27 protein-coding genes are annotated in these 26,437 nt (G+C 66.4%); 13 read left to right on the forward strand and 14 right to left on the reverse strand.

The window, feature by feature from the left end:
* Together F6S12_RS20055 and F6S12_RS20060 are read left to right on the forward strand one after the other, a co-directional pair.
* Positions 1-1,132, forward strand: a 1,132-nt coding sequence (locus F6S12_RS20055) for a PepSY domain-containing protein (protein ID WP_315869255.1), incomplete at its 5' end; no start/stop codon positions are given.
* 134 nt (positions 1,133-1,266) lie between these two features.
* On the forward strand, positions 1,267-1,797 hold the full coding sequence (locus F6S12_RS20060; protein WP_011062343.1) for a DUF3087 domain-containing protein: 531 nt from the start codon (positions 1,267-1,269) through the stop codon (positions 1,795-1,797).
* A gap of 25 nt (positions 1,798-1,822) precedes the next feature.
* Here the strand turns inward: F6S12_RS20060 and F6S12_RS20065 are convergent, their stop codons facing one another.
* Positions 1,823-4,423 carry a hypothetical protein gene (locus F6S12_RS20065; RefSeq protein WP_315869256.1) on the reverse strand — a complete coding sequence of 867 codons (2,601 nt, stop codon included), beginning with the start codon at positions 4,421-4,423 and terminating at the stop codon, positions 1,823-1,825.
* Between the two features lie 332 nt (positions 4,424-4,755).
* Between F6S12_RS20065 and F6S12_RS20070 the strand changes: the two genes are divergently transcribed.
* Entirely contained in the window at positions 4,756-5,538 is a 783-nt protein-coding gene (locus F6S12_RS20070; protein WP_077934531.1) for a sulfite exporter TauE/SafE family protein, read from the forward strand.
* Between the two features lie 16 nt (positions 5,539-5,554).
* On the opposite strand, the gene F6S12_RS20075 is transcribed toward F6S12_RS20070, so the two are convergent.
* Positions 5,555-6,175 carry a LysE family translocator gene (locus F6S12_RS20075; protein ID WP_077934530.1) on the reverse strand — a complete coding sequence of 207 codons (621 nt, stop codon included), beginning with the start codon at positions 6,173-6,175 and terminating at the stop codon, positions 5,555-5,557.
* A 203-nt stretch (positions 6,176-6,378) separates the two neighbouring features.
* Between F6S12_RS20075 and F6S12_RS20080 the strand changes: the two genes are divergently transcribed.
* Positions 6,379-8,826, forward strand: a complete 2,448-nt coding sequence (locus F6S12_RS20080; RefSeq protein ID WP_015636392.1) for a PAS domain-containing protein — start codon at positions 6,379-6,381, stop codon at positions 8,824-8,826.
* A gap of 9 nt (positions 8,827-8,835) precedes the next feature.
* Here F6S12_RS20080 and F6S12_RS20085 read toward each other — a convergent pair whose 3' ends face one another.
* From F6S12_RS20085 to ampC, 3 genes are all read right to left on the reverse strand, one after another.
* A complete protein-coding gene (locus F6S12_RS20085; protein WP_283994325.1) occupies positions 8,836-9,531 on the reverse strand; it encodes a hypothetical protein in 696 nt (231 codons plus the stop codon).
* Positions 9,532-9,660: 129 nt separating this feature from the next.
* Positions 9,661-10,377, reverse strand: a complete 717-nt coding sequence (gene pcsA, locus F6S12_RS20090; protein ID WP_315869257.1) for a phosphatidylcholine synthase — start codon at positions 10,375-10,377, stop codon at positions 9,661-9,663.
* Positions 10,378-10,673: 296 nt separating this feature from the next.
* Positions 10,674-11,846: a class C beta-lactamase gene (gene ampC, locus F6S12_RS20095; RefSeq protein WP_161466486.1), complete on the reverse strand. Its 1,173-nt coding sequence runs from the start codon at positions 11,844-11,846 to the stop codon at positions 10,674-10,676.
* 227 nt (positions 11,847-12,073) lie between these two features.
* Here ampC and gcvA point away from each other — a divergent pair, with 227 nt between their 5' ends.
* Positions 12,074-12,949 carry a transcriptional regulator GcvA gene (gene gcvA / locus F6S12_RS20100; protein WP_011062336.1) on the forward strand — a complete coding sequence of 292 codons (876 nt, stop codon included), beginning with the start codon at positions 12,074-12,076 and terminating at the stop codon, positions 12,947-12,949.
* A gap of 3 nt (positions 12,950-12,952) precedes the next feature.
* Here the strand turns inward: gcvA and F6S12_RS20105 are convergent, their stop codons facing one another.
* The 5 genes from F6S12_RS20105 to F6S12_RS20125 all read right to left on the reverse strand — a co-directional run bounded on the left by F6S12_RS20105 (position 12,953) and on the right by F6S12_RS20125 (position 15,113).
* Positions 12,953-13,171, reverse strand: a complete 219-nt coding sequence (locus F6S12_RS20105) for a YXWGXW repeat-containing protein (RefSeq protein WP_011062335.1) — start codon at positions 13,169-13,171, stop codon at positions 12,953-12,955.
* Positions 13,172-13,261: 90 nt separating this feature from the next.
* Positions 13,262-13,729, reverse strand: coding sequence for a periplasmic heavy metal sensor (locus tag F6S12_RS20110; RefSeq protein ID WP_228102422.1), 468 nt, complete (start codon positions 13,727-13,729; stop codon positions 13,262-13,264).
* Positions 13,730-13,737: 8 nt separating this feature from the next.
* Positions 13,738-14,169, reverse strand: coding sequence for a hypothetical protein (locus F6S12_RS20115; RefSeq protein ID WP_011062333.1), 432 nt, complete (start codon positions 14,167-14,169; stop codon positions 13,738-13,740).
* Positions 14,166-14,747, reverse strand: coding sequence for an RNA polymerase sigma factor (locus F6S12_RS20120; protein ID WP_015636390.1), 582 nt, complete (start codon positions 14,745-14,747; stop codon positions 14,166-14,168). The genes F6S12_RS20115 and F6S12_RS20120 overlap by 4 nt, the downstream gene beginning before the upstream one ends.
* 48 nt (positions 14,748-14,795) lie before the next feature.
* On the reverse strand, positions 14,796-15,113 hold the full coding sequence (locus tag F6S12_RS20125) for a hypothetical protein (RefSeq protein ID WP_315869258.1): 318 nt from the start codon (positions 15,111-15,113) through the stop codon (positions 14,796-14,798).
* Between the two features lie 540 nt (positions 15,114-15,653).
* Between F6S12_RS20125 and F6S12_RS20130 the strand changes: the two genes are divergently transcribed.
* Positions 15,654-16,469 carry an AraC family transcriptional regulator gene (locus F6S12_RS20130; protein ID WP_011062330.1) on the forward strand — a complete coding sequence of 272 codons (816 nt, stop codon included), beginning with the start codon at positions 15,654-15,656 and terminating at the stop codon, positions 16,467-16,469.
* Between the two features lie 202 nt (positions 16,470-16,671).
* Positions 16,672-17,088, forward strand: coding sequence for a hypothetical protein (locus F6S12_RS20135; RefSeq protein WP_011062329.1), 417 nt, complete (start codon positions 16,672-16,674; stop codon positions 17,086-17,088).
* A 17-nt stretch (positions 17,089-17,105) separates the two neighbouring features.
* On the opposite strand, the gene F6S12_RS20140 is transcribed toward F6S12_RS20135, so the two are convergent.
* From F6S12_RS20140 to F6S12_RS20150, 3 genes are all read right to left on the reverse strand, one after another.
* Positions 17,106-17,552 (reverse strand): GNAT family acetyltransferase, encoded by a 447-nt coding sequence (locus tag F6S12_RS20140; protein ID WP_011062328.1) that lies wholly within the window; start codon positions 17,550-17,552, stop codon positions 17,106-17,108.
* A 41-nt stretch (positions 17,553-17,593) separates the two neighbouring features.
* Positions 17,594-18,040, reverse strand: coding sequence for a hypothetical protein (locus tag F6S12_RS20145; RefSeq protein ID WP_015636386.1), 447 nt, complete (start codon positions 18,038-18,040; stop codon positions 17,594-17,596).
* Between the two features lie 69 nt (positions 18,041-18,109).
* Positions 18,110-18,685: an XRE family transcriptional regulator gene (locus tag F6S12_RS20150; protein WP_315869259.1), complete on the reverse strand. Its 576-nt coding sequence runs from the start codon at positions 18,683-18,685 to the stop codon at positions 18,110-18,112.
* 125 nt (positions 18,686-18,810) lie between these two features.
* On the opposite strand from F6S12_RS20150, the gene F6S12_RS20155 reads away from it, so the two are divergent.
* The 4 genes from F6S12_RS20155 (at position 18,811) to F6S12_RS20170 (ending at position 23,123) form a co-directional block, all read left to right on the forward strand.
* Entirely contained in the window at positions 18,811-18,963 is a 153-nt protein-coding gene (locus tag F6S12_RS20155) for a hypothetical protein (protein ID WP_011062326.1), read from the forward strand.
* 93 nt (positions 18,964-19,056) lie between these two features.
* Positions 19,057-19,557 carry a sigma-70 family RNA polymerase sigma factor gene (locus tag F6S12_RS20160; RefSeq protein ID WP_011062325.1) on the forward strand — a complete coding sequence of 167 codons (501 nt, stop codon included), beginning with the start codon at positions 19,057-19,059 and terminating at the stop codon, positions 19,555-19,557.
* A gap of 43 nt (positions 19,558-19,600) precedes the next feature.
* The gene (locus F6S12_RS20165) at positions 19,601-20,584 is read left to right on the forward strand and encodes a FecR family protein (RefSeq protein WP_315869260.1); all 984 of its coding nucleotides are present in this window, start codon (positions 19,601-19,603) and stop codon (positions 20,582-20,584) included.
* Between the two features lie 97 nt (positions 20,585-20,681).
* On the forward strand, positions 20,682-23,123 hold the full coding sequence (locus F6S12_RS20170) for a TonB-dependent siderophore receptor (protein WP_315869261.1): 2,442 nt from the start codon (positions 20,682-20,684) through the stop codon (positions 23,121-23,123).
* Positions 23,124-23,233: 110 nt separating this feature from the next.
* Here the strand turns inward: F6S12_RS20170 and F6S12_RS20175 are convergent, their stop codons facing one another.
* Positions 23,234-24,385 (reverse strand): MFS transporter, encoded by a 1,152-nt coding sequence (locus F6S12_RS20175; protein ID WP_011062322.1) that lies wholly within the window; start codon positions 24,383-24,385, stop codon positions 23,234-23,236.
* Between the two features lie 241 nt (positions 24,386-24,626).
* On the opposite strand from F6S12_RS20175, the gene F6S12_RS20180 reads away from it, so the two are divergent.
* Positions 24,627-25,097, forward strand: coding sequence for an Lrp/AsnC family transcriptional regulator (locus tag F6S12_RS20180; protein WP_315869262.1), 471 nt, complete (start codon positions 24,627-24,629; stop codon positions 25,095-25,097).
* A gap of 181 nt (positions 25,098-25,278) precedes the next feature.
* On the forward strand, positions 25,279-26,268 hold the full coding sequence (locus tag F6S12_RS20185) for a diaminopimelate epimerase (RefSeq protein WP_315869263.1): 990 nt from the start codon (positions 25,279-25,281) through the stop codon (positions 26,266-26,268).
* Positions 26,269-26,437 lie beyond the last annotated feature (169 nt).

Below are 26,437 nucleotides of genomic sequence, written 5' to 3' on the forward strand. Positions count from 1 at the left end.
CGCGGCCCGCCAGTTCGCCCCCGAAGCGGTGGCGCGTGATCGTGGCGTCGTGCAGGAAGACATGTGGAGCCTGTCCCGGGCCCTGGATGCCGACCGGCCGCTGCACCGGGTGGCCATTGCCGATGCCGAACGGCGCCTGCTGTATATCTCCGGCACCACCGGCGAGGTGGTGCGTGACGCTACCGCCAGCGAACGCGGCTGGAACTGGATCGGCGCCTGGCTGCACTGGCTGTACCCGTTGCGGGGCATCGGCATCGATGGCGCCTGGGGGCCGATCGTCACCTACCTGTCCCTGGCCGCCACCCTGATGGCGGTGCTCGGCCTGGCGGTGGGCGTGCTGCGCTGGCGCTTCAAGCGCACCTACCGCAACGGCTCGCACTCGCCGTACCAGGGTTTTGCCCGCTGGCATCACCTGGGGGGCATGCTGTTCGGCGTGCTGCTGATCACCTGGATCTTCAGTGGCCTGATGTCGATGAACCCGTGGAAGCTCTTTAGCAGCGCCCAGCCCTTGTCGGTGGCGGCGTACCAGGGTGGTCCACTGGGCGCCCTGGCCTTCCCGCTGAATGCCGGGCAGGTCCTGCAACGCTTTGCCGATGACGGCCTGCAGGCCCGGGAACTGGAGTGGCGGATGATCGCCGGCAAGGGGTATGTGATTGGCTATGACGGCGCCGGGCGTACGCGGATCTTCGACATGGCCGGGGATCGGGTCCAGCGCCGGTTCCACCCCGGCACCTTGCAGCAGGCGGCCTGGGCCATCCGGCCAGGGCAACCGATGCTCGTCGAGCAACTTGCCGCCTACGACTTCTATTACTACGCCCGGGAACCGCAAAGCATGATGGGCCACCTGCAGCAGCGCCTGCCGGTGCTGCGGGTGCGTTTCGACGACCCGGCGCACACCTGGCTGCACCTGGACCTGCACACCGGCGCCATCGTCGGCCAACTGGACCAGCCGCGCCGCGCCTCGCGCTGGCTGTTCGCCCTGCTGCACAGTTGGGACTGGCTGCCGCTGCTGGCCAACCGGCCGTTGTGGGATCTGTGGATGATCGCCTTCAGCGCCGGAGGTTTGCTGGTCAGCGCCAGCGGGGTGGTGCTGGGCTGGCGGCGCCTGGGGCGGTCGTTGCAGCGGCGTTGACGCGGGGGCAGGGGAATACACCGACCTGGATCAGCCTAATGGGATATTTTTCCCGTTTAACCCACCGGCGGCCGGTCCAGCGGTGATAATGCGCGCCAGCCACTCACGTTCAGCCATTGGAGCCCGTCGCGCCCATGTTCGTCATCACCCCGCAGGACCCTGAGACTTACCGTCGGCAAACCCGGCGCAGCACCTTGATCATCGCGCTGGTGTTCATTGCCCTGGCCATGCTGTTTTCCAGCGCGGCGGTGGCGCTGTTCGGCCAGCCCGGCGGGGACAACCTGCTGTGGAACGCGGCAGGTGTGTTCACCGGCCTGCTGATCAGCGCGGCGTTGTTGCGCAGTGTGTTCTGGAGCAAGCCGTGGATGGCGGCGGCGGTCTATGGCTGGCGCCTCAAGCGCAGCCTGATGCGGGTGACCAACGTCATGCACCAGGTCACCGCCGGGGTTGCGGCGGGTGATCCTGCAGCCCTCAAGCTGCTGCGCTTCTATCACCTGGGGCTGATCCAGATGCACCAGCTGGACGCCAACTCCAGCGCCCACGGGCAGATGCACGGTGAGGTGGAGCGGCATCTGGCGCTGCTGGCCGAGCATGGCATCGACCCGCACCAGGAACGCCTTGAAGCGCAATGGCTGGAAGCGGTGAAGCGGCACAAGACCCCTTGACCGGCAGGCCCCGGCGCTGCCGGGGCTATTGCAGATACCGCCACAACGCCTGGGCAATCTCGCTGGGCTGGCACTGGGTGCCGAAGACTGCCTGGCCAATGCTCAGGCCCAGTTGCCGGTAACTCTCGAACTGCGCCTCGTCGAAAAACTGATCCACGGTGCTCTGGTTGGGAAAGCCCGGATTGGTCCGGGCGTAGTTCAGCACGTCCGGCGTCAGTCCGGCGATCAGCCGGGGCTTGAGCACCAGGATCCGGCAGTGGGGCGTCTGGCACAGGTCATCGTCATTGCCCGGGGAGTGGGCATGGACGTTGAGCAGCAGGGCGCATTTCTGGTTCTCGGCGCTCGGTGGCTGGCGGAATTCCTCAAGGCTGGCAAACACCGTCTTGAGCTGCGGATGGCTCAGAACCCCCGGGTCTTCGCGGATCTCCAGCGCCTGGTCGATGCGCGCCAGGCGCACCAGGTTGGCCAGGTCGTCGAACTGGTAGTCGGGGTCGCAGCCGGCGTCGCAGGTGACGATCAATTCCACCTTGCGCTCCTTGCGCAGCAGTTCGTAGGTACCGGTGTTTTCGAAGTGCCCGCCGTCTGACAGGTACTGGTAGTCGCGGCGGTAGCCGTGAAAGCGCGCGGTCAGTTCATAGAACAGGTAGGCCTGGGTGCCGTAGCGGGTCCAGGGCTTGAGGTCCCGGGGCACCCAGTGCTGTTGCCCGGGGTCGAGGAAGTGGCTGGGCCACCAGATGCCCAGGCGCACGTTGGCCAGCCCCAGCACCAGCGACATGCCGAGGCTGGTGGCGCGACCCAGGCCGGTGCTGAAGGCGGCGCCGGAGACGCCGATCCACTGGCCCAGGGTCAGCGGGCTCATGATCTCCGAGGCCGGGCCATGGTCGAGGTCGCGACGATAGGCCGTGCCATCGAGAATGTAGCGTTCTGCCGGGCATTCGGCGCTGGGGGCCGGGCTGTCGGGTGCCCAGTTCGGCGCGATGCACAGCGGCTTGCCCTTGCGGTCGCGCTGCACCAGTTGTTCGGCCGGGTCGACGGTCAGGTTCATGGTGACGTTGATCAAGTGCACCGGGCCGGCACTGGGGCTGGCGTAGTACTGCTGCAGCGACAAGTCGTCGCTGGACATGGGCTCGGCCACGCTCATGTAGGTGCGGCGCTGTGCGGCCGGGCCGTTGAAGCGTCGGCCATTGGAGGCGCCCAGGTAGGCGCGGATCAGCCGCGCCGAGTAGAAGGCCTGCAGCGATGAGGTATTGAGGAAGCCGATGAAGCGCCCGCTGATGTGGGTCAGCACGGCCGCCAGCAGGCTCAGCGCCGCCAGCCGCCAGGCCACCGCGTGGTCGCCGGACACCACCCCGCCGTCGTGGGCGATCCACTGCACCAGCAAGCCCCAGCACAGGCACAGCAGGCTCAGCAGCAGGCCGCCGGCAATCAGCGCGAGCACGTCCAGCGGCAGCTTGTGCATCCAGCCCGGCAGGCGTTTTTCATCCTTGAGCAGGGCCAGGCGCCGTACCAGCCACACCAGGCCCACCAGCAACAGCAGGCTGCCCAGGGCCCTCAGGTCGTGCAGGTAGCTGTACAGCGCCTGGGCCGCAGTCACCAGCAGGGCGAGAAAACCCAGCACCGCCACCGCGGCCATCGCCCGGCCCAGGGCGCGGGTGATCTGCACCCGATAGTTGCGCACGCTGTTGGCGCAGGCGTTGTCCTTGGCCGGGTCGCGGTTGTCGGCCAGGCGCCGCACCAGTTGCCGGGTGATCAGCAAGGCGCAGCTGCCCACCAGGGCACAGCCCAGGGTCAGGGCGCCCACTGCCTGCCACTGGGCCAGCCAGTAGGCCAGGGCGCCGCTGAGCCACAGGCCGATGACTATGCCGAGCATGATCCGGTACGCCGCGTTGCCCATGCTCGGCGGCCGGTCCAGGTCGCCCTGGGGAATGACCAGCCAGTACGCCACGGCGCAGGGCAGGGCGAACAGCACACCGGCCATCAGCGGCCAGAGCAGCAGGCTGGCCTGGCTCAGGACCTGGAACAGGCTCAGCAGGCTGAGCAGCAGCACGATGGGCAGGCCGATCATGGCCTGCAGCGACAGCCAGTTGCGCCAGGTCATGGCCAGGGCGTAGAGCATGTCTCCGGAGCCGGTGGGGGTCAGGTAGCGGCCGTTTTCCCGCAGCCAGGCCGCGGGGCCCTGGCCCGGTGGCCGGGTGGCGTAGTCGACGCCGGTGCTGATGCGCCCCGGCGGCTCGAAGCGCAGGGCCTGGTAGGCGTTGTGGGCGGCATGGGCCACCGGGTCCTGGGGAGCCTGCGGCTGCAGGCGCCCGGGGAGGAACAGGCTGCTGAAGAAACTGCCGATATAGCCACCGCCGCTGACCGTGGACAGGTAGTCGATGCGCGACAGCAGGCTGTGTTCGCGTGCGCCCGCAGGCTGTGGTTGCGCCACGACGGGGGCCGGAGCCCGGGCCATGGCCTGCAGCACCCCAAGGCCGAAGGTTGCACTGCGAATGCCGCCACCGGACAGTGCCAGCCCCCAGTTGCCCCGGCCGGGTGCGCCGGTTTCGGGGGCTTCCTGTTGCAGGCTCTGGCGCCTGAAGCGGATGCGTTGGTGCTCGATCTGGTACGAGGTGTCGGCAGAGGTCATGGGCCTTCCTTGGAATCGGGTGTGAGGCACGAGCCAGGGGGAGTGCCAGGCCGGGTGCCCCGGCAAGCGACCGGCAGAATACCGGATGCCGCGGCCCTGATGTGCAGCGCAGAGCGTTCGGCGTCTTTCGGCAAGTGTTTTTTTTAGCCGCGTGCCAGGGGCGCCGGGGCATGTGGCGGCTGCAATTGCGCAGGGGCTTCCATGCGCCTTGTGCATGAAAAAAATGGTCCTGGTTATAACGTTAGATTTTATTCATATAAATGGACATAAGCTTTAGCCGCTATGCTGCCGCCAGTTTTTGACCTGGCCGCGTGATTTGTAGGGCTTTATTGATGGATGTGGGTAACTTCGGTTTTGTAGTCGCGGGCCTGGTAGTGGGTTTCATCGTAGGCATGACGGGTGTGGGGGGCGGTTCGCTGATGACCCCGATCCTGCTCTGGTTCGGCATCAACCCGGCCACGGCCGTGGGCACCGACCTGCTGTACGCGGCCATCACCAAATCCGGTGGGGTGCTGGTGCACCAGAAGAACCGCAACATCGACTGGCGCATCACCGGCTGGCTGACCCTGGGCAGCGTGCCGGCGGTGGCGCTGACCCTGTGGTTCCTGAAGAATCTCGACACCGACCCCCAGGCCCTGAACGCGGTGATCAAGCAGGGGCTGGGGTTCGTCCTGCTGCTCACGGCCCTGGCCATTGTCTTCAAGAAGAAACTCATGGCCTTCGCCCAGCGCCATGGCAGCGACTACCAGCCCAGCCCCGGCGGGCTCAATGGCCTGACCGTGGTCACCGGGGTGATCCTGGGCACCATGGTCGCCTTGACCTCCATCGGCGCCGGTGCTTTGGGCACCGTGGCGCTGTTCATCCTCTATCCGTTCCTGGCCACCAAGCGCCTGGTGGGCACTGAAATCGCCCACGCCGTGCCCCTGACCCTGGTGGCAGGCCTGGGCCACGCCAGCATGGGCAACATGGACTGGCACCTGCTGAGTTTCCTGCTGATGGGCTCGTTGCCCGGGATCTGGATCGGCAGCCACATGACCGGGCGCATTTCCGACGAGATCCTGCGCCCGTGCCTGGCGGTCATGCTGTTTTCCATTGGTTACAAGCTGGCCTTCTGAAACCTGGCGCGGCGTTTCAGCTGCGCCGATACAGCGCTAGAAACCCCGCCAGCGCCAGCATCGCCGCACCGCAGCATTGATTGAGCCGGCGCATGCCGCTGGCGGTCAGGAACTTCGCCGCCTGCACGCCACCCGCGGCGTACAGCCCCATCACCAGCACCTCCACCCCCGCAGTGACCAGCGCCAGAGTGGCGTACTGGATGAAGACCGGCTGGGCGGGGTCGACGAACTGCGGCAGGAACGCGGTGAAGAACAGCAGCACCTTGGGGTTGGTCATGGCCACCGAGAAGCTGCGCCGGAACACCTCGACGCGCCGTGACCCGGCCTGCACCTGCTGGGCTCCGAGGGCCTGGGGCGCACTGCGCCAGAGCTGGATGCCGAGCCAGGCCAGGTAGCACACCCCGAGCCATTTCAAGGCCATGAACAACTGCTGCGAGGCCATCAGCATGGCCCCCAGCCCGAGGCCCACGGCAGCGATGATCAGCACATCCGAAAGCGCCGCACCGGCCATGCCTACCGCCACCAGTTGGCGATTGCGCGAGGTGCCGTTGGCCATGGCCAGGAGTGAGGTCGGCCCGGGAATCAGGGCACCGATAAAACAGCTGGAGGTGTAGAGCAGCAAGGTGGTGGTATTCATCGCGCGGTTCTCGGCGGGCAGGTGGCAATGCCGGTGCAGAATGCCCCAGGCCGGCGCGGGTTTAAAGGCATTCGCCGGGCACTTTGGCCGCCGTTGTCGAATCAGCGTTGCCGCTTGCCAACTTCTGCGGATCCACGGGGTCAGTTATCCTGCGCTGGCCATTGGATGGCAGTGTTGCCTTTTTCCTTTTCTGTGATGTGTTCATGACTACTTCCCCACCTCGTGGTGCAGCGCCCAAGACCTCCCGCGGCGGCGAGATCGGTGCTGCAATCCGTCGCTTCGACTGGTCGCAGACCGCGGTGGGCCCTCGTGAAGGCTGGCCCGGCCTGCTGCGCAGTACCTTGAGCCAGATGCTCGAGTCCCCGGAGAGCCTGTACCTGCTGTGGGGGCCGCAGATGCAGTTCTTCTTCAACGATGCCTACCGCCCGGTCCTCGGCCCGCGCCTGGCCAATGCCCTGGGGCAGACCATCCAGACCCTCTGGGCCGATGCCTGGCCGGATGTCCAGCCGATGGTGGAGCAGGCGTTTCTCGGTTACTCCTGCCGCCACGAAGACCTGCCGGTGAACATGCAGCGCTACCCTGGCGAAGAGCTGACCTGGTGGTCGTTCTCCATGAGCCCGGTGTATGACGAGGACGACGAACAGGTGCTCGGAGTGCTGTGCCACACCGTGGAGACCACCGATCGCGTGCTGCTGGCCCGGCACGCCCGGCAGACCGAGGCGCACCTGCGCGAAACCCGCGAGCTCAATACCCGGGTGCTGGCCGCCAGCAACGACTGCATCAAGGTGCTGGACCTCGATGGCCAGCTGTCGTTCATGAGCGAAGGTGGCCTGCGGGTCATGGAGGTCAGTGATTTCAATGCGGTGCGGGGCTGTCCCTGGCCGGACTTCTGGCAGGGCCAGGGCCACCAGGAGGCCCGGGATGCCATTGCTGCCGCGCGCCAGGGCCGCTCGGCGCGGTTCCAGGGCGCCGCCGACACCCTCCAGGGGCGCACCAAATGGTGGGATGTGCAGGTTACGCCGATGCTCGACGCGGCCGGCCAGCCGGAGAAGATCCTCTGCATTTCCCGGGACATCAGCGCCACCCGCGAGGCGCAGGAGGAACTGCGGCGGCTCAATGAGTCTCTGGAGCAGCGGGTCCAGGAGCGTACCCAGGAGCGCGACCGGATCTGGCAGCTGTCCACGGACCTGATGCTGGTGGCGGACTTCAATGGCCGCATCGTCGCCGTCAACCCGGCCTGGACCCAGCTCCTGGGCTGGCAGCGCGAGGAACTGGAAGGCAGCAGTTTCTACGATTTCATCCACCCCCAGGACAGCCTGGCCGCAGCGGGGGCGGCGGCCGATCTGTCCCGGGGCGAGAGCTTTTCGCGCTTCGAGAACCGCTTTCGCCACCGCGACGGTTCCTATCGCTGGATGGCCTGGAGCGCCGTGCCGGACCCGCACCACATTCACGCCGTGGGCCGTGACATGCAGGCCGAGCGCGAGGCCGCCCAGGCGCTGCGCAAGACCGAGGACATCCTGCGCCAGGCGCAGAAGATGGAGGCGGTGGGGCAACTGACCGGTGGCGTGGCCCACGACTTCAACAACCTGCTGACGGTGATCCGCTCTTCCACCGACCTGTTGCGCCGCAACCTCAGTGAAGAGCGCCGGCAGCTGTACATCAAGGCGATTTCCGACACCGTCGACCGCGCCAGCAAGCTCACCGGCCAGCTCCTGGCGTATGCCCGCCAGCAGAACCTGCGCCCGGAGACCTTCGACGTCGGCGCCAGCGTGCAGTTGCTGGCGCAGATGATCAATCCACTGATCGGCGCCTGCATCGAACTGCGTATCGAGTTGCCGCAGCAGCCTTGCTACATCCACGCCGATGCCGGCCAGTTCGACACGGCGCTGATCAATATGGCGGTCAATGCCCGGGATGCCATGCAGGGCGAAGGCTTGCTGGTGGTGGCTGTGGAGCGGGTGGCGCAGATTCCCCCCAGTGCCAGCCAGGGTGCCCAGGCCGGGGACTTTGTCGCGGTATCCCTGACTGATACCGGCGCCGGCATCGACCCCCAGCAGATCGAACGGATCTTCGAACCCTTCTTCACCACCAAGGAGGTGGGCAAGGGCACCGGCCTGGGCTTGTCCCAGGTGTTCGGTTTCGCCCAGCAATCGGGCGGCGGCCTGGCGGTGCACAGCCAGCCGGGGCAGGGCACGTGCTTTACCCTGTACCTGCCGCGCGCGGAGGCCCTGGCCGGCTTGCCGACGCCAACCCAGGCGGTGGTGCCCATGATCGACGGCCAGGGCATGACCCTGCTGGTGGTGGAGGACAATCCCGAAGTCGGCGTGCTGCTGGCCCAGTCCCTGAACGAGCTGGGCTACCAGACCGAATGGGCCACCAGCGCGGCGGAGGCCCTGCGCCGCCTGGGCGAGGAGCGGACCCGATTCCAGGCGGTGTTTTCCGATGTGGTGATGCCGGGCATGAGCGGTATCGAACTGGCCAGCCGGATCCGTTGCGACTACCCGCGGTTGCCGGTCATCCTCACCAGCGGCTACAGCCCGGCCCTGGCCCAGGGCCAGACCCGGGAATTCGTGTTCCTGCAAAAGCCCTACTCGGTGGCGGAACTGGCCCTGGCCCTGAGCGCGGCGATCGGCCAGCCCGAGGTGCCGTAGGCACCCGTTTCAACTCAGGCTGGCTTCGATCACCAGGACATTGGCGCTGGCGGTGCGCACGTTAAAGCAACGCGTGGGGCTGATGGTGGAGCCTGCTTCGATCAGCACTTCCTGTTCATGTTCCATGCCGGCGCCGCCTTTGCGATAGACCACGGCCTTGCGGTTGCCGTAGGGCGCGCTGAGGATCCAGATCGCCGGGGCTGGGTTGGGGGCCGGGAGCAGGTCGTTGTACGCATGCCAGGCGGCAATTTGAGGGCACAAAGAGGTCGAGAGCGGTTTGTTGGTGACGAAGGTTGCTACTTCGCTCGGGCGGCAGGAACCACCGTGGAACAGCACCTGGCCGGGGGCGATAAACCGTCCGAAGTGCCTGACCTCGGTATTCAAGGTGTCCGCAGTGAACTTGCCAGATGCTCTTTGATACTCCTTGAGCGGTGCGGAATCCTTGAGGTAGGGCATGGCCGCCTTGGTTTGCCTGAGCTGGGGGTGCACTTGGAGTTGGCGGCGGAATTCGTTGACCACGCCCGAACCGCCGTAGTGGCCCAGGGTATGCAGCACAAAGTCCCTGGCGTTACGCACGGTCTGTTGCACGCGCAAGGGCCGGGTTGGCCAGTTGTTCTTCAGCGCGGCCTCGTGATACAGCCGTTCCCGCTCATCCGGAGGGCTGTCGCTGATGGGGTAGAGGTCGATCAAGGGAAGGTGGGTCATGGGGGGCTGGCCTGGTACTCATCCGCGGCGGGCGGCGGGCAAATAGTCGCCAAGCCTCTGCTGCAGAGGCTTGGGCGCAGGAGTCTTGCATGCTTGCCGGGCCCCGGCAATGGTTCGCGCGGCCCGGGTTCAGCTGGCCTTGCTGAACCATTCCTGGGCCGAACGCCACAGGCACACGCCGAGAAAGTAGGCCGAGGCTGCCAGCCACAAGCCCATGATCGGCGGGCTGTGCAGCGGGTGCCTGAGGATCAGCAATGCGCCGCTGAGCAGCCAGACGAAGGTCACGATGATGTTCAGCCCCATCCACTTGCGTACCCGGAACGGATGCAGGAACTGCACCCGGGTGGCGGTCAGCAGGGCCAGGGCGAAGATGCTCAGCAGGCTCAGCCAGGGGCCGGGCTCGATCAGATAGAAGCACAGGGCGACCACGTTCCAGGCCGCGGGAAAGCCCTGGAAGTAGTTGTCGTGGCTCTTCATGTTGACGTTGCAGAAACACAGCAGCGACGACAGCAGGATCAGCGAGGTGGCCAGCAGCGCGCTGTATTCCGGCAGGGGAATGTAGCGGTAGATGAACAGCGCCGGGATGAACACATAGGTCAGGTAGTCGATCACCAGGTCCAGCACCGAGCCGTCGATGTTGGGCAGCACCGAGCTGGTCTTGACCTTGCGCGCCAGGGAGCCGTCGACGCCATCCACCAGCAGCGCCACCCCCAGCCATAGCAGGCAGGCCTTGGGCTGGTTGTCGAACAGTGCCAGGGTGGCGAGCAAGGCACTGACCACCCCGGTGGCGGTGAAGCCATGGGCGCCCCAGGCTTTGATTCTGGCGATCTGCAGGGTCGATATCACGGACGTTTCTCCAGCGGCTGTGGTGCCCGGGCGATGTCCGGCGCAGCAGCGCCGGCAAGCCTGGCCAGGTTGCAGTTATCGACCGGAAAGCCTGGCAGAAGGTTCAGCGCGAACCTTGAATCAGGCCCGGCGCCGCAAGCGCCGGGCCAGTGGCTGGCCTGGCCCGAGTGCGCGGTCGAGGGGGCTGGTTTGAGTCTAGGCGCCACTCTGGACGAGGCAACAGGAAAAACGCCACGTGACCGAAGGTCAGGTGACGTTGCGGGCAGGCGCAGGCACCGGAGGGGCTGCCGGGTTGATTACTTCCCGGTCTCCAGGGCCGTGAGGATGGCGTGGGCGGCCTTGATCCGTTCCTCGTTGGGGTAGTTCTTGTTGGCCAGCAGGACAATGCCGATCTGCTGGCTCGGCACGAACACTACATAGGCGCCGAAACCGCTGGTGGAACCGGTCTTGTTGTACAGCGCGTCGGCCTTGGGGGCTGCGGCCGGGGTCAGCCATTGCGCCGGGTGCGGCTCAAGGGCCATGGCCGATGAGTTGCCCGCCAGCAGGCGCGCCAGGGGCACTGGGTAGGCGTAGCGCTCCCAGCCCAGGCCCTGGGTCATGTCGCCAACCTGGTAGTAGCCGCTCTGGGTCGCCACCATGGCTTGTTGCAGGGGGCGGTCGAACTGGCCCGGTTGCAGGTTGCCGGCAATGAATTGCAGCAGGTCCGGGGCGCTGGTCTTGACCCCGTAGGCTTCGGCGTCCAGCGGCCCGGGGCTGAGGCGGATCGGCCGGTTCTGCTTGTCGTAGCCCTGGGCGTAGTGCCCCAGCTGGTCCTTGGGCAGATGGATGTAGCTGTGCTTGAGGCCGAATTTGGGAAACAGCGTCTGCTCCATCAGCCGGTCGAAGGGCTGGCCCAGGCTGCGGGCGGCCAGGTAGCCGAGCAGGCCGATGCTGGGGTTGGAATACTGGCGCTGGGTGCCGGGGCTGAAGGTGGGTTTCCAGGTGTTGTAGTAGTCCAGGGTCTTGTCTTCACCCTGCACCTCGTCGGGGAACTGCAAGGGCAGGCCACCGGCGGTGTAGGTGCCCAGCTGCAGCAGGCTGATGCCGTCGAAGGCACTGCCGCGCAGGGCCGGCAGGTACTGGCTGGCGTGGTCCTCAAGGGCCAGCTTGCCGCTGGCCTGGGCGTAGCCGGCGAGGGTGGCGGTGTAGGTCTTGCTCACCGAACCCACCTCGAACAGGGTGTCGTTGTCCACCGGCTGTTGATTGTCCTTGGAGGCAACTCCGTAGTTAAAGTAATGTCGCTTGCCGTTGGCGATGATCGCCACCGCCATGCCGGGAATGCCCTGCTGGTGCATCAGCGGGCGGATGGTGGCGTCCACGGTGGTTTTCAGCGCGCTGTCCGCGGTGGTCTCGGCGAAGGCGCTGGAGGCGCCCAGTAGCAGTGCGCAGGCGCTGATGACGCTTAGTCCGGTCAAGGTTGTGTGCCGCATGATTGGTTGGTTTCCCTGGGTTCTGGTTATGTACGCCGCGTTTGTCCCAGCGGCTTTGCGGCCTCGGCGTTCTTCGTGGGAACGCTCCGGGCGGCCTGCCCGCGAAGCCTTCCTGGCTCAGTAGGGCGTGGCCGGTGCTGCGCGAGCGAGGCCAATGTAGGCAGTTTACGGCGCATCGACAAACGACCATATTTCGCACGAGCCATTAGAAAAACTAGGGAATGCCCATGCTCCGTCCCCATCTGCCCCTGAATGCGCTGCGGGCTTTCGAAGCTTCGGCGCGGCACTTGAGTTTCACCCGTGCGGCCATCGAGCTGTGCGTGACCCAGGCGGCGGTCAGCCACCAGGTCAAGAGCCTGGAGGCCCAGCTCAACGTCACCCTGTTCAAGCGCCTGCCCAGGGGCCTGATGCTCACCAGCGAAGGCGAGACCCTGCTGCCGGTGCTGCGCGAATGCTTCGACCGCATCGCCCAGACCCTGGGACGATTCGAGGGTGGGCACTATCGTGAAGTGCTGACGGTGGGCGCGGTGGGCACCTTCGCCGTGGGCTGGCTGCTGCCGCGGCTGGAGGACTTCCAGGCACGCCATCCCTATGTCGACCTGCGCCTGAGCACCAACAATAACCGGGTGGACGTGGCGGCGGAGGGCCTGGACTATGCCATCCGCTTTGGCACCGGGGCCTGGCACGGCATCGAGGCGCTGGCGTTGTTGCAGGCGCCACTGTCGGTCTTGTGCGTGCCGGAACTTGCCCGCCAGTTGCACAGCCCGGCGGACCTGCTGGGGCAGACCTTGCTGCGCTCCTACCGCACCGACGAATGGCCGCAGTGGTTCCAGGCGGCGGGGCTGGGGGCCAACAGCCTGTTGCCCCAGAGCGTGGTCTTCGACTCGTCCCTGGGCATGCTCGAAGCGGCGCTGCAAGGCCTGGGCGTGGCCCTGGCGCCGCCCTTGATGTTCCAGCGCCAGTTGGCCAGTGGCGCGGTGGTGCAGCCCTTCGACATCGGCATTGTCACCGGCAGCTACTGGCTGACCCGCCTGCAATCCCGGGCCGAAACCCCGGCCATGGGCGCGTTCAAGGCCTGGCTGCTGGAAGCGGTGGCCGGCTAGCCATCAATAGCGCCAATGCCCCGGTGTCCAGACCCACTGGCCGGCGTGCCAGCGGTAATGCCCGGCAACCCAGTGATAGCTCGGCGCCGGCGCCATCGGAATCACCTCGACAATGGGCGGCGGCGGTGGCGGCCGGCGAGGATGGGCCGGGGCCACCACGCAGCCTGCCAGGGTGGTGCCAAGCAAGGTGGCAATGAGAATGCTTTGGATCGTACGAAGCATGGGCGGTTTCCTGAGGGGGCTGTGGGCCCGCGGCCATCGCGGGCGGTTGAGGGTTGAACGTGGCCCGGGGCGAAATCCGTCGCCGGGCCTTCAATCTCTATTGGCTGCGCGGTTTTTCCCCGGGCCCCGCAGGTACATGGCGTCCACCAGTTGCTGGCGCTCCTTGAGCGACAGGCTGCCGGCAAAGTCGGCCAGGGCCTCGTCGACCCGGGCCCGCAGGGCGATGTCGGCATCCCGGGACTTGCCCAGTTGGGCATCCAGGGCATTGCGGTCCAGTGGTTCGGCCCCCAGTTCACGCACCACCGCCTGGCGCGCCTCGCGCCCGGCGATGATCAGCGGTTGGCTATCGATGCGAGTCTGGCGCAGCAACTGGCGCAACTGACGCCGGCGCTCTTCCGGCATCTGCGCCATGGCCTGGCGCAGGCCGTGCTGGGGTACCGCCAGGGCCTGGGCCGGCTTGGGGTGGCCAAGCCACTGATAGAGGCCGCCGGCCACGCCGCCGATCAGGAACACGTTGATCAGCAGCGACAGCACCAGGCAGGTTTTCAGCGCACGCATGGACAGGCTCACTGTTCGGCCTCCTCGGCATTGATGCTCAGGACGAATTCCGCATCGCTCTGGTCGAACACGCTGGGCAGGGCCTCGGCGGAGGTCGACAGCGGCAGGCTCAGGGCCACCGCAAGCATGCCGGCGGCGACTCCGGTAAGGCCGACCCCGACCCAGCCCAGGGAGGCCAGCCAGCCGGCGTAGCGGCTCCAGAACGGCGCGCCGGGCTGCTGCGCGGCGGCGATGATGCGCTGGGCCAGGGCCGGGCTCGGTGCGGGCACCTGGTAGCGGTCCAGCTGGCTGTCGAGCCAGTGCGCCTGGCGCAGGGCTGCCACGGCCTGGGCATCACCGCAGTCGAGCAGGGCCTGGGCGGCGGCGCGTTCAGCGCTGGGCCAGCGTTGCAGGTCGGCGCCATAGGCGTCGGCCAGGTGCACGAAGCGTTCGGGGGTCATGGTTTTCTCCTTCCTGAGAGGTCCGCGCCGGGGGCCTCGGCGAGGTGGCTGCGCAGGTTGCGCCGGGCCCGCGACAGCAGGCTTTCCAGGGCTTCGACGCTGATCTGCATCAGCGCCGCGGCCTCGGTGTTGGACAGTTCCTGGTAGTACTGCAGGACGATCGCCTCGCGCTGGCGATCCGGCAGCTGGTCCAGGGCCTGGGCCATGCGCCGGCTCTGCGCGCTGGCCTCCAGTTGTTCATCGGGCGCCGGGCGGGTGTCCAGTGCCTCGCAGGCGTGCTCGCTATCGACCGGCACATGTTCCTTGCGCCGGCGCAGGCGGTCGTAGCACAGGTTCAGCGCCACCCGGTGCAACCAGGTGTCGAACCGTGCCTGTTCGCTGCGCCAGCTGGCGGCCTGTTTCCAGATCCGCAGAAAGCTCTCCTGGGCGATGTCCCGGGCCTCGTCGGCATCCCCCAGCAGCCGGCTGGCCAGGGCCAGCAGGCGCGGCAGCTTGCGCGTGACCATTTCCTTCACGGCCTGCGCGTCGTTGTTGCCGATGCGTTTGAGCAACTCCAGATCCGGGTCGGTTTCGTTCAAGTGGGCAAGTCTCGGTGCGCTAACGGGGTAGTCCAGGGCATCACGGCATCAGCGCACCCAGCGGCCTTCGACCCAGTACCAGCGCGGCCCATGGGCCTGCCAATGGCCGGGCATCCAGCGCCCGCGCTGCATCACCGGTTGCCAGTGGCCGGGCACCCAGACGTAGCCGTGCCCGCGCCAGCGCCAGTTGCCGCGGTCCCAGGCGTAGCCGGGGTGGGCCACCGGCATCGGCTCATAGCGCATGGGCGGTGGTGCCTGCTGGATGATGATGGTTTCGGCATAGGAGGGCGTGCTTGCCAGCGCACCAAGTGCCAGGGGGATCAGCAGCAATGTGCGCAGACGCAGCAGGGAACGGACAAGCTTCATGATGACTCCTTCAGGCCTGCGTTCGCTGATGAACGCAGCTGATGGGTTCAACGATAGATGGGCTGGGAATCCGTCGCGGGCAAATGAAATTTTTATCCGCGCCCGGTTCAACCCGGGTTCAGTTGGCGGGGGCAGGGCGCGGGCAGCGGCGGCTGGAAATATTTGTGCAGGGGCGGCGACGGATCTCTGCGCGCTGCGCCGTTGAATCAGTAACCGTGCAGCCACGGCTGGCGATGGTCGCCAGCGGCGCTTGCCGGTCGTATCACTGAACCCATGAGGAATTCACCATGTCCCGTCGCATTGCACTGCTGATTGTCATGGCCACCATGCTCTCCCTGGGCGGTTGCGTGGTTTACCCCGGGCACTACCACGGCTGCTGCTATCGCTATGGCTACTACCGCTAGGGTGCTGGGATGAAGAGCGGTGTGCCCCGCGGTTCTTGGCTAACCCCCAGGGGCCCGGCACAATCCTCGACCTTGCAGGGCTTGCCTGGCCGTCAGACGGATGGCGGGCATGCCTCGATGCCGTGGAGGAAGGTGGATGCCCGTCTTGAACGAACAGGATCAGCCCCAGGATCCGGATGCGATTGCGCGCCCGGTGTGCGCCTTGCGCATCTCGACTCAGGAACAGCGCTGGGAGCGGCCGTGGCACAGCCATCGCAAGGCCCAGCTGCTGTTCCCATTGTCCGGCGTGCTCAGTTGCGAGAGCGCCGAGGGCCTGTGGCTGGCCCCGCCGCAATGCGCGGTATGGATCCCCAGCGCCACCGACCATCGGGTCCAGGGGTTGGAGAACGCCCTGGGCTATTGCCTGTTCGTCGAACCCGAGCATGCCCGCTCACTGCCGCAGGCCTGCTGCACCCTGGCAGTGTCGCCCCTATTGCAGGAGCTGCTGCAACGCTGCGCGCAATTGCCCTATCTCTATGACCAGCAGGGTGCCGAGGGGCGGCTGATGGCCGTGGCCCTGGACGAGCTGGCGGCGGCGCCCCGGGAGCAGATCCACCTGCCCATGCCCCGGCATGAACAGTTGCGGCGCCTGGCCGGGCAGATCCTTGAACAGCCGGAACGCCGCCTGAGCCTTGGGCAATGGGCCGAGCAGATCGGCCTCAGCGAACGCAGCCTGAGCCGTCTGATTGTGGCCGAGACCGGCCTGAGCTTCGGCCGCTGGCAGCGCCAGTTGCACATTCTTCTGGGGCTCAAGCAATTGGGCCGGGGCGACTCGGTGGAACGGGTCGCGCTGACCCTGGGCTATGACAGCGCCAGCGCCTTTATCCGCATGTTCAAGAAAGCCGTCGGCCAGCCGCCGGGGCGCTTCTTTGCCGAACGCCGCCAGGCCCTGGAACACGACCTACCCCTGTAGCCGCCGAGCCCGCGAGGCTGCGCAAAGGCTCGCAGGGCCTTGCTTGACGCACACCAGCGCCTGCAAGACCGCCACGGCCACCTCCATCACTGCGGTCGTTTGGCCGGATTGATCAATAATTTGTCAATCTCGACTGATGCGGACAGGTTCATACGGGAAGATGATAACCATTCTTGTTTGTCAGCTTTCTTGAGGTGTTCCCATGTACTTCGATCATCAGCATTTTCCCCTGGTCTGGATGCGCCCCGCCAAAGGCGCCGGGCAGCCGGGAGTCGAGCCGTTCCAGCAGTTGGAGGCGTTGATGCAGCGCGGTCAGGCCTTCGTCCTGATGAGCGATGCCATGCCCGATCCTGCGCAGCGCAACACCGAGCAGAGCAAGGCATTGCTCAAGCAGGGGGCGTTATGGATGAAACGCAACAAGGCGGCGATCCGTCGCTGGATCAAGGCCATGATCGTCATCGCCCCGGAGCCCGAGGCCCAGGCCGGGGTCGAGGCCTTTGCCGATACCTATGAAAAGTTCTGGGGTTATCCGCTGTTGCACAGTGCCTCGCCGCTGGCGGCCGCCAGCCTGGCCCAGCAACTGCTGGCGCCACCGCGCAGCAACCGGCACAACTGGTGAGGGCGGGGCGGCGGCCCCTAGCCACGCAGGTGTTCGGGGAGGTTGGCGCTGATCACCTTGCCCATGCTGATCCGCGGTTCGACCTGATAGCCCAGGGCCTGGTAGAAGCTTTGCACGGCGGCGTTGCTGCTGAGGATCTGCAGGTTGATCTTCAGGCAGCCGCGGCCCTGCAGGGCTTGTTCGCCATGACGCACCAGGGCCCGGCCAGTGCCGAGCCGGCGCTGTTGCGGGTCCACCGCCAGGGCGTAGAGCCAGCCGCGGTGGCCGTCATAGCCGGCCATCAGGGTGCCTATGACCTGTCCTTGGTCCAGGGCGACGAAGAACAGAGCGTCATCCACCGCGAGCTTGCGGTCGATGGCCAGGCTCGGGGTGTTGTGGGCCGTGTCGTAGCCGAAGCTGCGGTTCCACAGGTCGATCACGGGCTGGCGATGGTGGGGGTTGCTGTATTCGACGATCTGGATCATGGCGTGGCTCGCTAAAGTGTGGGAGCACAGAAGGGCGGGTTTCAGTCCTGATGGCCGGGCCAGGTTTCGGTGGGGAAATAGGCCTCCAGCCCCGGTTCCTTGTGGTCCACCCCGTCCCGGGTCCAGTAGCAGCTCAAGCGTGAGTAGTTGTCCAGGTCGCCGCGCACCAGGCAGGTGGCGTTGTGCCCCGGCCAGCTGAAACGCAGCACATCGGCCTCGGCCATGGTGGCCCGTTCCACTTTGCCGGTGGCGGTGGTGGTCTTGCCGTCGATGGTCTTGACCAGGGTCAGGGCCTGGTTCTCGTAGCGGATCACCGCGGTGCCCGAGTAGGTCGGCCCGCCATCGGGCTCCTTGCCGATCAGCATGAACTGGCCGGGGACCATGCTGTAGTAGATGTGAAGGTCCTGGTCCTGCTTGGGGGCGGCCTGGGCAGCAAGGCTGGCCAGCAGCAGGCCGAGTAGGGGCGCGCGGCGGGAGAAATACGGCATTGATGCTCACTCCTGTTGAGGCGGGGGGCCATGATTCCAGACTTGGCCCTGCAGATAAATGCCCGGGCTCTAGCGATGTTCGATGATCAGGATCGCCGTGGTGTCGGCCTCCAGGGCTTCGAACACGTGGGGCAGGTCGGCGCTGTAGCGGATGTAGTCGCCGGCCTCCAGGCTCACCGGGCTGTCCGCAGGCCCGGCCAGGGCCCGCCCGCTGCAGATCACCAGGTGTTCCACGGTGCCCGGCAGGTGGGCCTTGGACTGGCGCGCCTGGCCGGGTTGCGCCTTCAGGCGATACAGGTCGCGCTGCGCCCCCGGCGGGCAGTCATCGAGCAGGGTCGCCGCGTAGTGGGCATCCTCGGCATGGGCGGTGGTGCCTTCGTGGGCACGGATGACTTTCAGCTGATGCGCCGGTTGCTGGAAAAACCGCGTCACCTGCAAGCCCATGGCCTGGGCCAGGGCCCACAGGGTCTCGATGCTCGGGTTACCCAGCCCGGCTTCCAGCTGGGACAGGGTGGACTTGGCCACCGCGGCCCGCTTGGCCAGTTCCGAAACGGAGAAACCAGCATTCAGGCGCTCGCGCTTGATGGCCATGGCCAGCAGGCCGATGGGCGACAGGGAGGTTGGGTCGTTCATTTTATCGTTCATATCTCTATTAAATCATCCTTGATTCTCTTGACGCAGATAAATTTCGCCGTTCATTATATCGGTTAATTGTTCGTTATAAATAAAAAAAAGGGCGCCGAGATGAACCGATTGTACAAGGCGGGCCCATGGGCCTGAGCCTGCGCCTGATGGTCATTCCGTACCACGAAATCTACCTGGCCGTGCATTGCCTGGCCCACCTGCAACAGTGCCTGGGGGACTGGCTGGTGGCGGGGCAGACTCACCTGTTTGTCGAGTCGCCGCGCTGGTACAGCCGCTAGGGCCGACCGCCGGGCGCGAGGTGGGCGGTGAATCCATTGCCTGCATTAATGCGAAGCATTACTATTCACGCCCCCCTTCCCCAGCGCCCCGCGATGACAGCCAAGCCGCCCCGCAGACCAGGCTTTTTCGAGCACTACGAAGAGTTGATCGGCACCTGGACCCGGCGCTTGCGCAATCGCCAGCAGGCCGAGGACCTGGCCCACGACACCTTTGTCCGGGTGCTGGAATCCGATGCCGCCACGGTGCAGCAGCCGCGCGCCTACCTGCATCAGACCGCGCGCAATATCGCCGTGGATGCCTTTCGCCGAGAAGACCGGCGCGGTGCCCTGGAAGAACAGGGGGTCCACCTCAGCGTGTCGCCCAGCGGCGACCCGGAGCATTTCATGCACGCGATCCAGTTGGCCGATTCCATCGAACGGGCGCTTGGCGAGTTACCGGTCAACTGTCGCAAGGTGTTTGTCTGGCAGAAGATCGAGGGCCTGACCCAGGCCGAGATCGCCGAGCGCCTGGGGCTGTCAAAGAACATGGTGGAAAAGTATATGATCCGCACCCTGCGGCATCTGCGCGACCGTCTGGACGGGTCGGCCCCATGATCAGTCGTGGCGATTTCTCACCCTCTGCCAAACAGGAATTTGCATGATGGACAGCCGCGATTGCGCCAGCGCGCAGGCCAGGATTCGTGACGAGGCGGCGGCCTGGTTCACGCGGCTGCAGGAGCCCGAGGTGAGCCCGGAGCAGCAACTGCAGTTCCAGCAGTGGCTGGCCGAGGATCCGCAGCACCGGCACGAGTTCCAGTTGCTCGAAGCCCTGTGGGCGGCCACCGACCTGGTGCCCAGGGCGCGCCTGCAAGCGCTGTGCGCCACCCCGCCGGCCAAGGCCCGGCGGCGCCCGCTGCTGCGCTTTGCCCTGGCTGCCGGGGTGGCGACGCTGGCCGTGGGTCTGGGGCTGTTCAGTGGCCTCAACCAGCCGGTTTCCTACAGTGCGCAATTCGTGACCGCCCTGGGCGAGCGCCGCCATGTGGCCTTGCCCGATGGCTCGCAGATCGACCTGAACAGCCGCAGCCACCTGCAGGTGCGTTATGCCCGGAACCAGCGGCTGATCGAGCTGGTGGAAGGCGAAGCCCTGTTCAACGTCGAGCACGACACGGATCGGCCCTTCGTGGTGGCGGCGGGAGCGGGCAAGGTCACGGTCACCGGCACCCGCTTCGATGTGCGCCGCGATGAGCGCCAGACCCGGGTGGCGGTGGAGCAGGGCCGGGTCAAGGTGCAGGGGCGCGACGCCGCGGCGGATGATTTCATTGCCCTGACCCCGGGCCAGGGCACCCATGTCGATGAGCACGGCAAGGTGGCTCAGGCCTACGCGGTGAACCCCGAGGCGCTCACGGCCTGGCGCAGCGGCAAGCTGGTATTCAACAACGCCTCCCTGGCCGAGGTGGTGGCCGAAGTCTCGCGTTATCGCGAACAGCCCCTGCAGGTGGCCAGCGCCGCAGTGGGTGAGCTGCGCCTGACCAGCGTGTTCAAGTCCGACGACACCCAGGCCCTGCTCAAGGCCCTGCCGAGCATCCTGCCGGTGGAGGTGCGGACCCTTGCCGACGGTAGCCAGGAAATTTTTTCACGTTAGATTCAGGTTTTTTTTCAGTTCATCGTCTTCTTGTCCAACTGCAACTGGTTTGCATTAACAGACGCACCTTTGTGTGATCGACAGGACTGCCGCCGACGTGAAAAAAATAGCTGTTTCTCCCGCCGTATCCCCGTTGCCCGCGCGCCGCTGGCTGCCCCTGGCCCTGGCCCTGGCGGTCAGTGCGGCCTTGCCCCAGGCCCAGGCCGGGCAAGCCGCCGCCATTCACATCCAGGCCCAGCCGCTGGGCCAGGCCCTGAGCCAGTTGGGCCTGCAGACCTCGTTGCAGGTGTTCTTCAGCCCCGAGCTGGTGGCTGGCAAGCAGGCCCCGGCGGTGGACGGCAACCTGTCCCCGGAACAGGCCCTGGGCCAGTTGCTCCAGGGCAGTGGCCTGCAATACCGGATCGACGGCGGTTCGGTGACCCTGAGCCCGGCTCCGGCAGCCACGGGCGGTGCCCTGGAACTGGGCACCAGCAGCATCAGCGTGGTGGGCGACTGGCTGGGCGATGCCGATGTGCAAAAGGTCCAGAACCACCCCGGTGCACGTACGGTGATCCGCCGTGAGGCCATGGTGGAGCAGGGCGCGATGAACGTCGGCGACGTGCTGCGCCGGGTGCCCGGGGTGCAGGTCCAGGATGCCAACGGCACCGGTGGCAGCGATATTTCCCTGAACGTCGGCGTGCGCGGCCTGACCTCGCGCCTGTCGCCGCGCTCCACGGTGCTGATCGACGGCGTGCCGGCGGCCTTTGCACCCTATGGCCAGCCGCAGTTGTCCATGGCGCCGATTTCCTCCGGCAACCTGGACAGCATCGATGTGGTGCGCGGCGCCGGTTCCGTACGCTACGGGCCGCAGAACGTCGGCGGGGTGATCAACTTCGTGACCCGGGCGATTCCGGAAAAGGCCACCGGGGAAATCGGCACCACCCTGGAAACCTCCCGGCAGGGCGGCTGGAAGCACATCGACACGGCTTTCCTCGGCGGCACTGCGGACAACGGCCTGGGGGTGGCGCTGCTGTATTCCGGGGTCAACGGCAATGGCTACCGCGAGGGCAACAACGGCAACGACATCGACGACGTGATCCTCAAGACCCACTGGGCACCCACCGAGCAGGACGAGTTCTGGTTCAACCTGCATTACTACGACGCCACCGCCGACATGCCCGGCGGCCTGACCCAGAAGCAGTACGACGCCAAGCCCTACGACTCCGATCGCGACTGGGACAACTTCAGCGGCCGGCGCAAGGATGTGTCCTTCAAGTACCAGCGCCAGGTCGACGACCGCACCCAGTTCGAAGTGCTGACCTACTACTCCGACAGCTTCCGCGGCAGCAACATTGCCGCCAGCGACCAGAAGACCCTGGTTTCCTACCCGCGCACCTACTACACCTTCGGCATCGAGCCACGGGTGTCCCATGTGTTCGACCTGGGGCCCACCACCCAGGAAGTCAGCGTGGGTTATCGCTACCTCAAGGAAGGCATGCATGAACAGGCCAGCCGCGTGGCCCTGGTGAACAACCAGCCGGTGCTCACCGCGGATTCCGACGGCCATGTCTACCAGGACCGTACCGGCGGCACCGAGGCCAATGCCTACTACATCGACGACAAGATCGATGTCGGCAACTGGACCATCACCCCGGGCATCCGCTTCGAGGACATCAGCACCAACTGGCACGACCGGCCGGTCCCGGGCACCAACGGCGTGCGAGTGCAGGAGAAGCGCCGCAGCATCGACAGCAACGAACCGCTGCCGGCCCTGAGCGTGATGTATCACCTGTCCGATGCCTGGAAGCTGTTCGCCAACTACGAGACTTCCTTTGGCAGCCTGCAGTACTTCCAGCTGGGCCAGGGCGGCAAAGGCGACCAGACGGCCAACGGCCTGAGCCCGGAGAAGGCCAAGACCTACGAGATCGGCACCCGCTACAACGATGATGTGTGGGGCGGTGAAGTGACGCTGTTCTACATCGACTTCGACGACGAGCTGCAATACATCAGCAACGACGTGGGCTGGACCAACCTGGGGGCCACCAAGCACCAGGGCCTGGAAGCCTCGATGCATTACGACCTGGCAGCCCTTGACCCGCGCCTTGACGGCCTGACCGCCAACGCCGGCTTCACCTACACCCGAGCCAGCTATGAAGGCGAGATCCCCGGCTTCAAGGGCCGCGACCTGCCGTTCTACTCGCGCCAGGTGGCCACTGTCGGCCTGCGCTACGACATTGACCGCTGGACCTACAACATCGACGCCTTCGCCCAGTCCAAGCAGCACTCGCCGGGCACCGGGGTGAACGCCAACGGCAGCTTCAACGGCAACTACATCACCGATGGCAGCGCCGATGGCCGGTACGGCGACATGCCGGGCTATGTGCTGTGGAACATCCGTGGTGGCTATGACTTCGGGCCGCAGTTATCGAACCTGAAGCTGGGGGCCGGCGTGAAGAACGTCTTCGACCGCCAGTACTTCACCCGTTCCAGCGACAACAACTCGGGGATCTACGTGGGCGTGCCCCGGACCTTCTTTGTCCAGGCCAGCGTCGGCTTCTGACCCCCTTCGCTGGCAAGCCAGCTCCTACATGACGATGGCGCCTGTAGGAGCCGGCTTGCCGGCGAATCTCTGACGCAACGCAGAGTTCGGCCCATGGCTGCTTCAGTGGCTCAGACCTTGAGTACCTTGCCGCTGGCGGCCACCGCCAGCAGCAGGACGGCGATCAGGCCGAAGGCCGCGCTCAGGCTGCTGCCATGGGCAATGAAGCCGATCACCGCCGGCCCGGCCAGGATGCCGGCGTAACCCAGGGTGGTGATGGCCGGCACGGCGATGCTTTCGGGCATGACGTTCTGCTTGCCCACGGCGGTGTAGAGCACCGGCACTATGTTCGAGCAACCCGCGCCCACCAGGGCATAACCCACCAGCGCCGCCTCCCAGGCCGGGGCCAGGGTCGCCAGCAACAGGCCAGCGGCGGCGGTGGTGCCGCCGATGATGATCACCCGGCGCGCGCCCAGGCGATGGACGATGGCATCGCCCGTCAGGCGGCCCAGGGTCATGGTCAGGGCGAAGGCGGCGTAGCCCAGGCCGGCGTAGGCGGCATCCAGGTCGCGCTCGGCGGTGAGGAAGACCGCGCTCCAGTCCAGCACCGCGCCTTCGGCGAGGAACACCACGAAGCACAGGCAGCCGATGAACAGCACCACACCATGGGGCACGGCAAAGGCCGGGCCCGAGCTCTGGCTGCCATAGGGCAGCATGTGCGGCGCGGCCTTGAGCAGCGCCAGCAGCATCAGGGCGATCACCACCAGGGTCGCGCCCAGTGGCGACAGGCCCAGGCCGAGCAGGGCGCTGACCCCCGCGGCGCCGACGATCCCGCCCAGGCTGAACAGCCCGTGAAAGCCCGACATCATGGTCTTGCCGCTGGCCCGCTCGACAATCACCGCTTGCAGGTTGACCGTGGAATCCACGCCGCCCAGCCCGGCGCCGAACATGAACAGCGCGGCCATCAGCAGCGGAATCGAGGTCAGGGTGGCCAGCAAGGGCAGGGCCAGGCAGATCAGCAGGGTGCCGCCGGCCATCACTTTGCGGCAGCCGAAGCGCCCGGCCAGGGCGCCGGCAATCGGCATCGCAAGGATCGAACCCACCCCCAGGCACAGCAGCAACAGGCCCAGGGTGCCTTCGTCGAGCCCGGCCCGGGCCTTGGCGTAGGGCACCAGCGGGGCCCAGGCGGCAATGCCGAAGCCGGCGATGAAAAAGGCGATGCGCGTGGACATCTGTTCGAGGCGGCCGGGGGTGGCCTGGAAGTGGGTGTTGCTGGCAGTCATAAAAATCCTTGGCGATCGAACTCGCTGCCGGCCGCCTGATGCCCCCATGGCGTGATGGCGGCCGGGTGGGGATTGTGACAAATCTGGCCCTCGAAGGTTGCAGAAATCCGCAGCGCAGTGCTTCTGCACAGGGTTGCGGGTGAAATAAATTTGCGCAGGCCGGCGGTTTGTTTCGCATAATCGGCGGCTTTGCACAAAAACGTTGCAGTGCGTGCCGTTCCTTCCCGGAGTTTTCCTGCCCATGAATGCCAGCCTCGACGCCTACGACCTGAAGCTGCTCGCCGAGCTGCAACGTGACGCCAGCACCGCGCAAAGCGAGCTGGGGCTGCGGGTCAACCTGTCCACCGCGGCGGTCAACCGGCGGCTCAAGCGCCTCTGCGACGAGGGGGTGATCGAGCGCTACAGCGCCATCGTCGCGCCGGATGCCCTGGGGCACGAACTGAGCATCATCGTCGAGGTGGAAGTGGAGAGTGAGCGCATCGACCAGATCGACGCCCTCAAGCGCAACTTCCAGGCCTGCCCCCAGGTCCAGCAGTGCTACTACGTGGCCGGCGAGTGCGATTTCGTGCTGATTTTCTGCGTGCGCAACATGGCCCAGTACACCCAGCTGACCCGCGAACTGTTCTTCGACAACTCCAACGTCAAGCGCTTCAAGACCCTGGTGGCGATGAACCGGGTCAAGGTCGGCCTGGAAGTGCCCACGGCCGGCTGAGGTTCAGGGGGCCTGCGGGGCTTGCCCGAGAAAGCCACGAACCCAGGGGCTTCTGTGGCAGGTGGCGTCGGCTGGGGTACCGCGCACAGGTCGTCTTGCCGGCCTGAGCCGGTGTTGTCCTCTGGTCGAGCCGCCGGTTTCTCCGTAATGTCAGCGGCTCGGTTTTCCAGGAGGCGGTGTGATGGCGGCGTTCTACGATGCACGGGGCAACATCTATGGGGTGGTGACACCCGCGCGGTTGCGCAGCCTGGGGGTCGCCTTGCCCGGCAGCGCCGTCCAGGCCGCGCGGGACCGGCGCTTGTGGAGCGAGCAGGCCATCGCCGCCCTCTGTGACTGGGCTCCGGGCACCCGCCCGCCGGGGGCCAAGGCCCACCGTAGCGACGGTCTGCTGGTGGGGCCGTTCCAGGACATGGCGCCCTTCGATCTGCTGATCGTCAACACCGACGGCACCCTGGCCGAGCGCAGTGGCAATGGTTTGACGATCTTTGCCCAGGCCCTGGCCGAGCAGGGGTTGCTGGCCGAGCAGGGGCCAACCCTGTTGCAGGTGCACCATGACCAGCCCACCGGTACCTCGCCGGTGGCCACCGTGGTGGAGCCGGCCCGGGTGGCGGGGGTGCCAGGGTTCTGGCTGGACCTCGGCCAGCCGTCCTTCGGGCCCGAGGCGGTGGCCGCCATTGGCGTCGAGACGGTGACCCTGAACGGTCGCGAGCTGAGCCGGGTGGCACCGTTGCAGGCACTCGATCCGCGGTGGGAGCACAGCCAGTTCGTGCGCATCGGCAACCCCCACTGCGTGACCCTGCTGGAGGATGCCGAGGCCTTGCCCGGCAACCCGCAGATGCTCGAAGCGCCACTGGCCGAAGGGCTGACGGCCACTGCTTTTGCCTTGCCCCTGGGCAGCGGCGAACCCTGCCCGGCAGGGGTCAACCTGCAATGGGCGATGCGCGAGTCGGCGCAGCGCATCGTCGCCCGGGTGTTCGAACGCGGCGAAGGGCCGACCGCGTCGTCGGGCACCAGCGCCAGCGCCGTGGCTAGCGCGGCGTGGCGGGTGGGCTGGGTCAAGGCTGGCGAGGTGCAGGTGGTGATGCCCGGCGGCACCGCGCCGTTGCGCCTGGAGGAACAGGATGGCGAGCTGCGCCGGGTCTGCCTGTTTGGTCAGGCCGTGCGCTTGTAGCTTCTTGCAGGAGCCGGCTTGCCGGCGAAAGCGATCTGACGGGCGCCTTCGCCGGCAAGCTGGCGCCTACGGTTTTTTGCAGGTCATGCGTCTTGCCATTGCACCTGGGCCATCTGCCGTTGCATCAGCACTTTGCCGTGGCGGATGGAGTACAGCGCCAGGCCCTGGC

The sequence above is a fragment of the Pseudomonas sp. JV245A genome (assembly GCF_032424515.1).
GTDB lineage: Bacteria > Pseudomonadota > Gammaproteobacteria > Pseudomonadales > Pseudomonadaceae > Aquipseudomonas > Aquipseudomonas protegens.

Coding starts and splice junctions, on each gene's coding strand:
- F6S12_RS20080 (WP_015636392.1), top strand. CDS start 6,379: ATGACTACTTCCCCACCTCGTGGTGCAGCGCCCAAGACCTCCCGCGGC.
- gcvA (WP_011062336.1), top strand. CDS start 12,074: ATGCTCCGTCCCCATCTGCCCCTGAATGCGCTGCGGGCTTTCGAAGCT.
- F6S12_RS20145 (WP_015636386.1), bottom strand. CDS start 18,040: ATGCCGTATTTCTCCCGCCGCGCGCCCCTACTCGGCCTGCTGCTGGCC.
- F6S12_RS20115 (WP_011062333.1), bottom strand. CDS start 14,169: ATGACCCCCGAACGCTTCGTGCACCTGGCCGACGCCTATGGCGCCGAC.
- F6S12_RS20110 (WP_228102422.1), bottom strand. CDS start 13,729: ATGCGTGCGCTGAAAACCTGCCTGGTGCTGTCGCTGCTGATCAACGTG.
- F6S12_RS20185 (WP_315869263.1), top strand. CDS start 25,279: ATGGCGGCGTTCTACGATGCACGGGGCAACATCTATGGGGTGGTGACA.
- F6S12_RS20060 (WP_011062343.1), top strand. CDS start 1,267: ATGTTCGTCATCACCCCGCAGGACCCTGAGACTTACCGTCGGCAAACC.
- F6S12_RS20075 (WP_077934530.1), bottom strand. CDS start 6,175: ATGAATACCACCACCTTGCTGCTCTACACCTCCAGCTGTTTTATCGGT.
- ampC (WP_161466486.1), bottom strand. CDS start 11,846: ATGCGGCACACAACCTTGACCGGACTAAGCGTCATCAGCGCCTGCGCA.
- F6S12_RS20150 (WP_315869259.1), bottom strand. CDS start 18,685: ATGAACGATAAAATGAACGACCCAACCTCCCTGTCGCCCATCGGCCTG.
- F6S12_RS20065 (WP_315869256.1), bottom strand. CDS start 4,423: ATGACCTCTGCCGACACCTCGTACCAGATCGAGCACCAACGCATCCGC.
- F6S12_RS20085 (WP_283994325.1), bottom strand. CDS start 9,531: ATGACCCACCTTCCCTTGATCGACCTCTACCCCATCAGCGACAGCCCT.
- F6S12_RS20105 (WP_011062335.1), bottom strand. CDS start 13,171: ATGCTTCGTACGATCCAAAGCATTCTCATTGCCACCTTGCTTGGCACC.
- F6S12_RS20180 (WP_315869262.1), top strand. CDS start 24,627: ATGAATGCCAGCCTCGACGCCTACGACCTGAAGCTGCTCGCCGAGCTG.
- F6S12_RS20165 (WP_315869260.1), top strand. CDS start 19,601: ATGATGGACAGCCGCGATTGCGCCAGCGCGCAGGCCAGGATTCGTGAC.
- F6S12_RS20155 (WP_011062326.1), top strand. CDS start 18,811: ATGGGCCTGAGCCTGCGCCTGATGGTCATTCCGTACCACGAAATCTAC.
- F6S12_RS20125 (WP_315869258.1), bottom strand. CDS start 15,113: ATGAAGCTTGTCCGTTCCCTGCTGCGTCTGCGCACATTGCTGCTGATC.
- F6S12_RS20175 (WP_011062322.1), bottom strand. CDS start 24,385: ATGACTGCCAGCAACACCCACTTCCAGGCCACCCCCGGCCGCCTCGAA.
- F6S12_RS20070 (WP_077934531.1), top strand. CDS start 4,756: ATGGATGTGGGTAACTTCGGTTTTGTAGTCGCGGGCCTGGTAGTGGGT.
- F6S12_RS20130 (WP_011062330.1), top strand. CDS start 15,654: ATGCCCGTCTTGAACGAACAGGATCAGCCCCAGGATCCGGATGCGATT.
- F6S12_RS20160 (WP_011062325.1), top strand. CDS start 19,057: ATGACAGCCAAGCCGCCCCGCAGACCAGGCTTTTTCGAGCACTACGAA.
- F6S12_RS20140 (WP_011062328.1), bottom strand. CDS start 17,552: ATGATCCAGATCGTCGAATACAGCAACCCCCACCATCGCCAGCCCGTG.
- F6S12_RS20135 (WP_011062329.1), top strand. CDS start 16,672: ATGTACTTCGATCATCAGCATTTTCCCCTGGTCTGGATGCGCCCCGCC.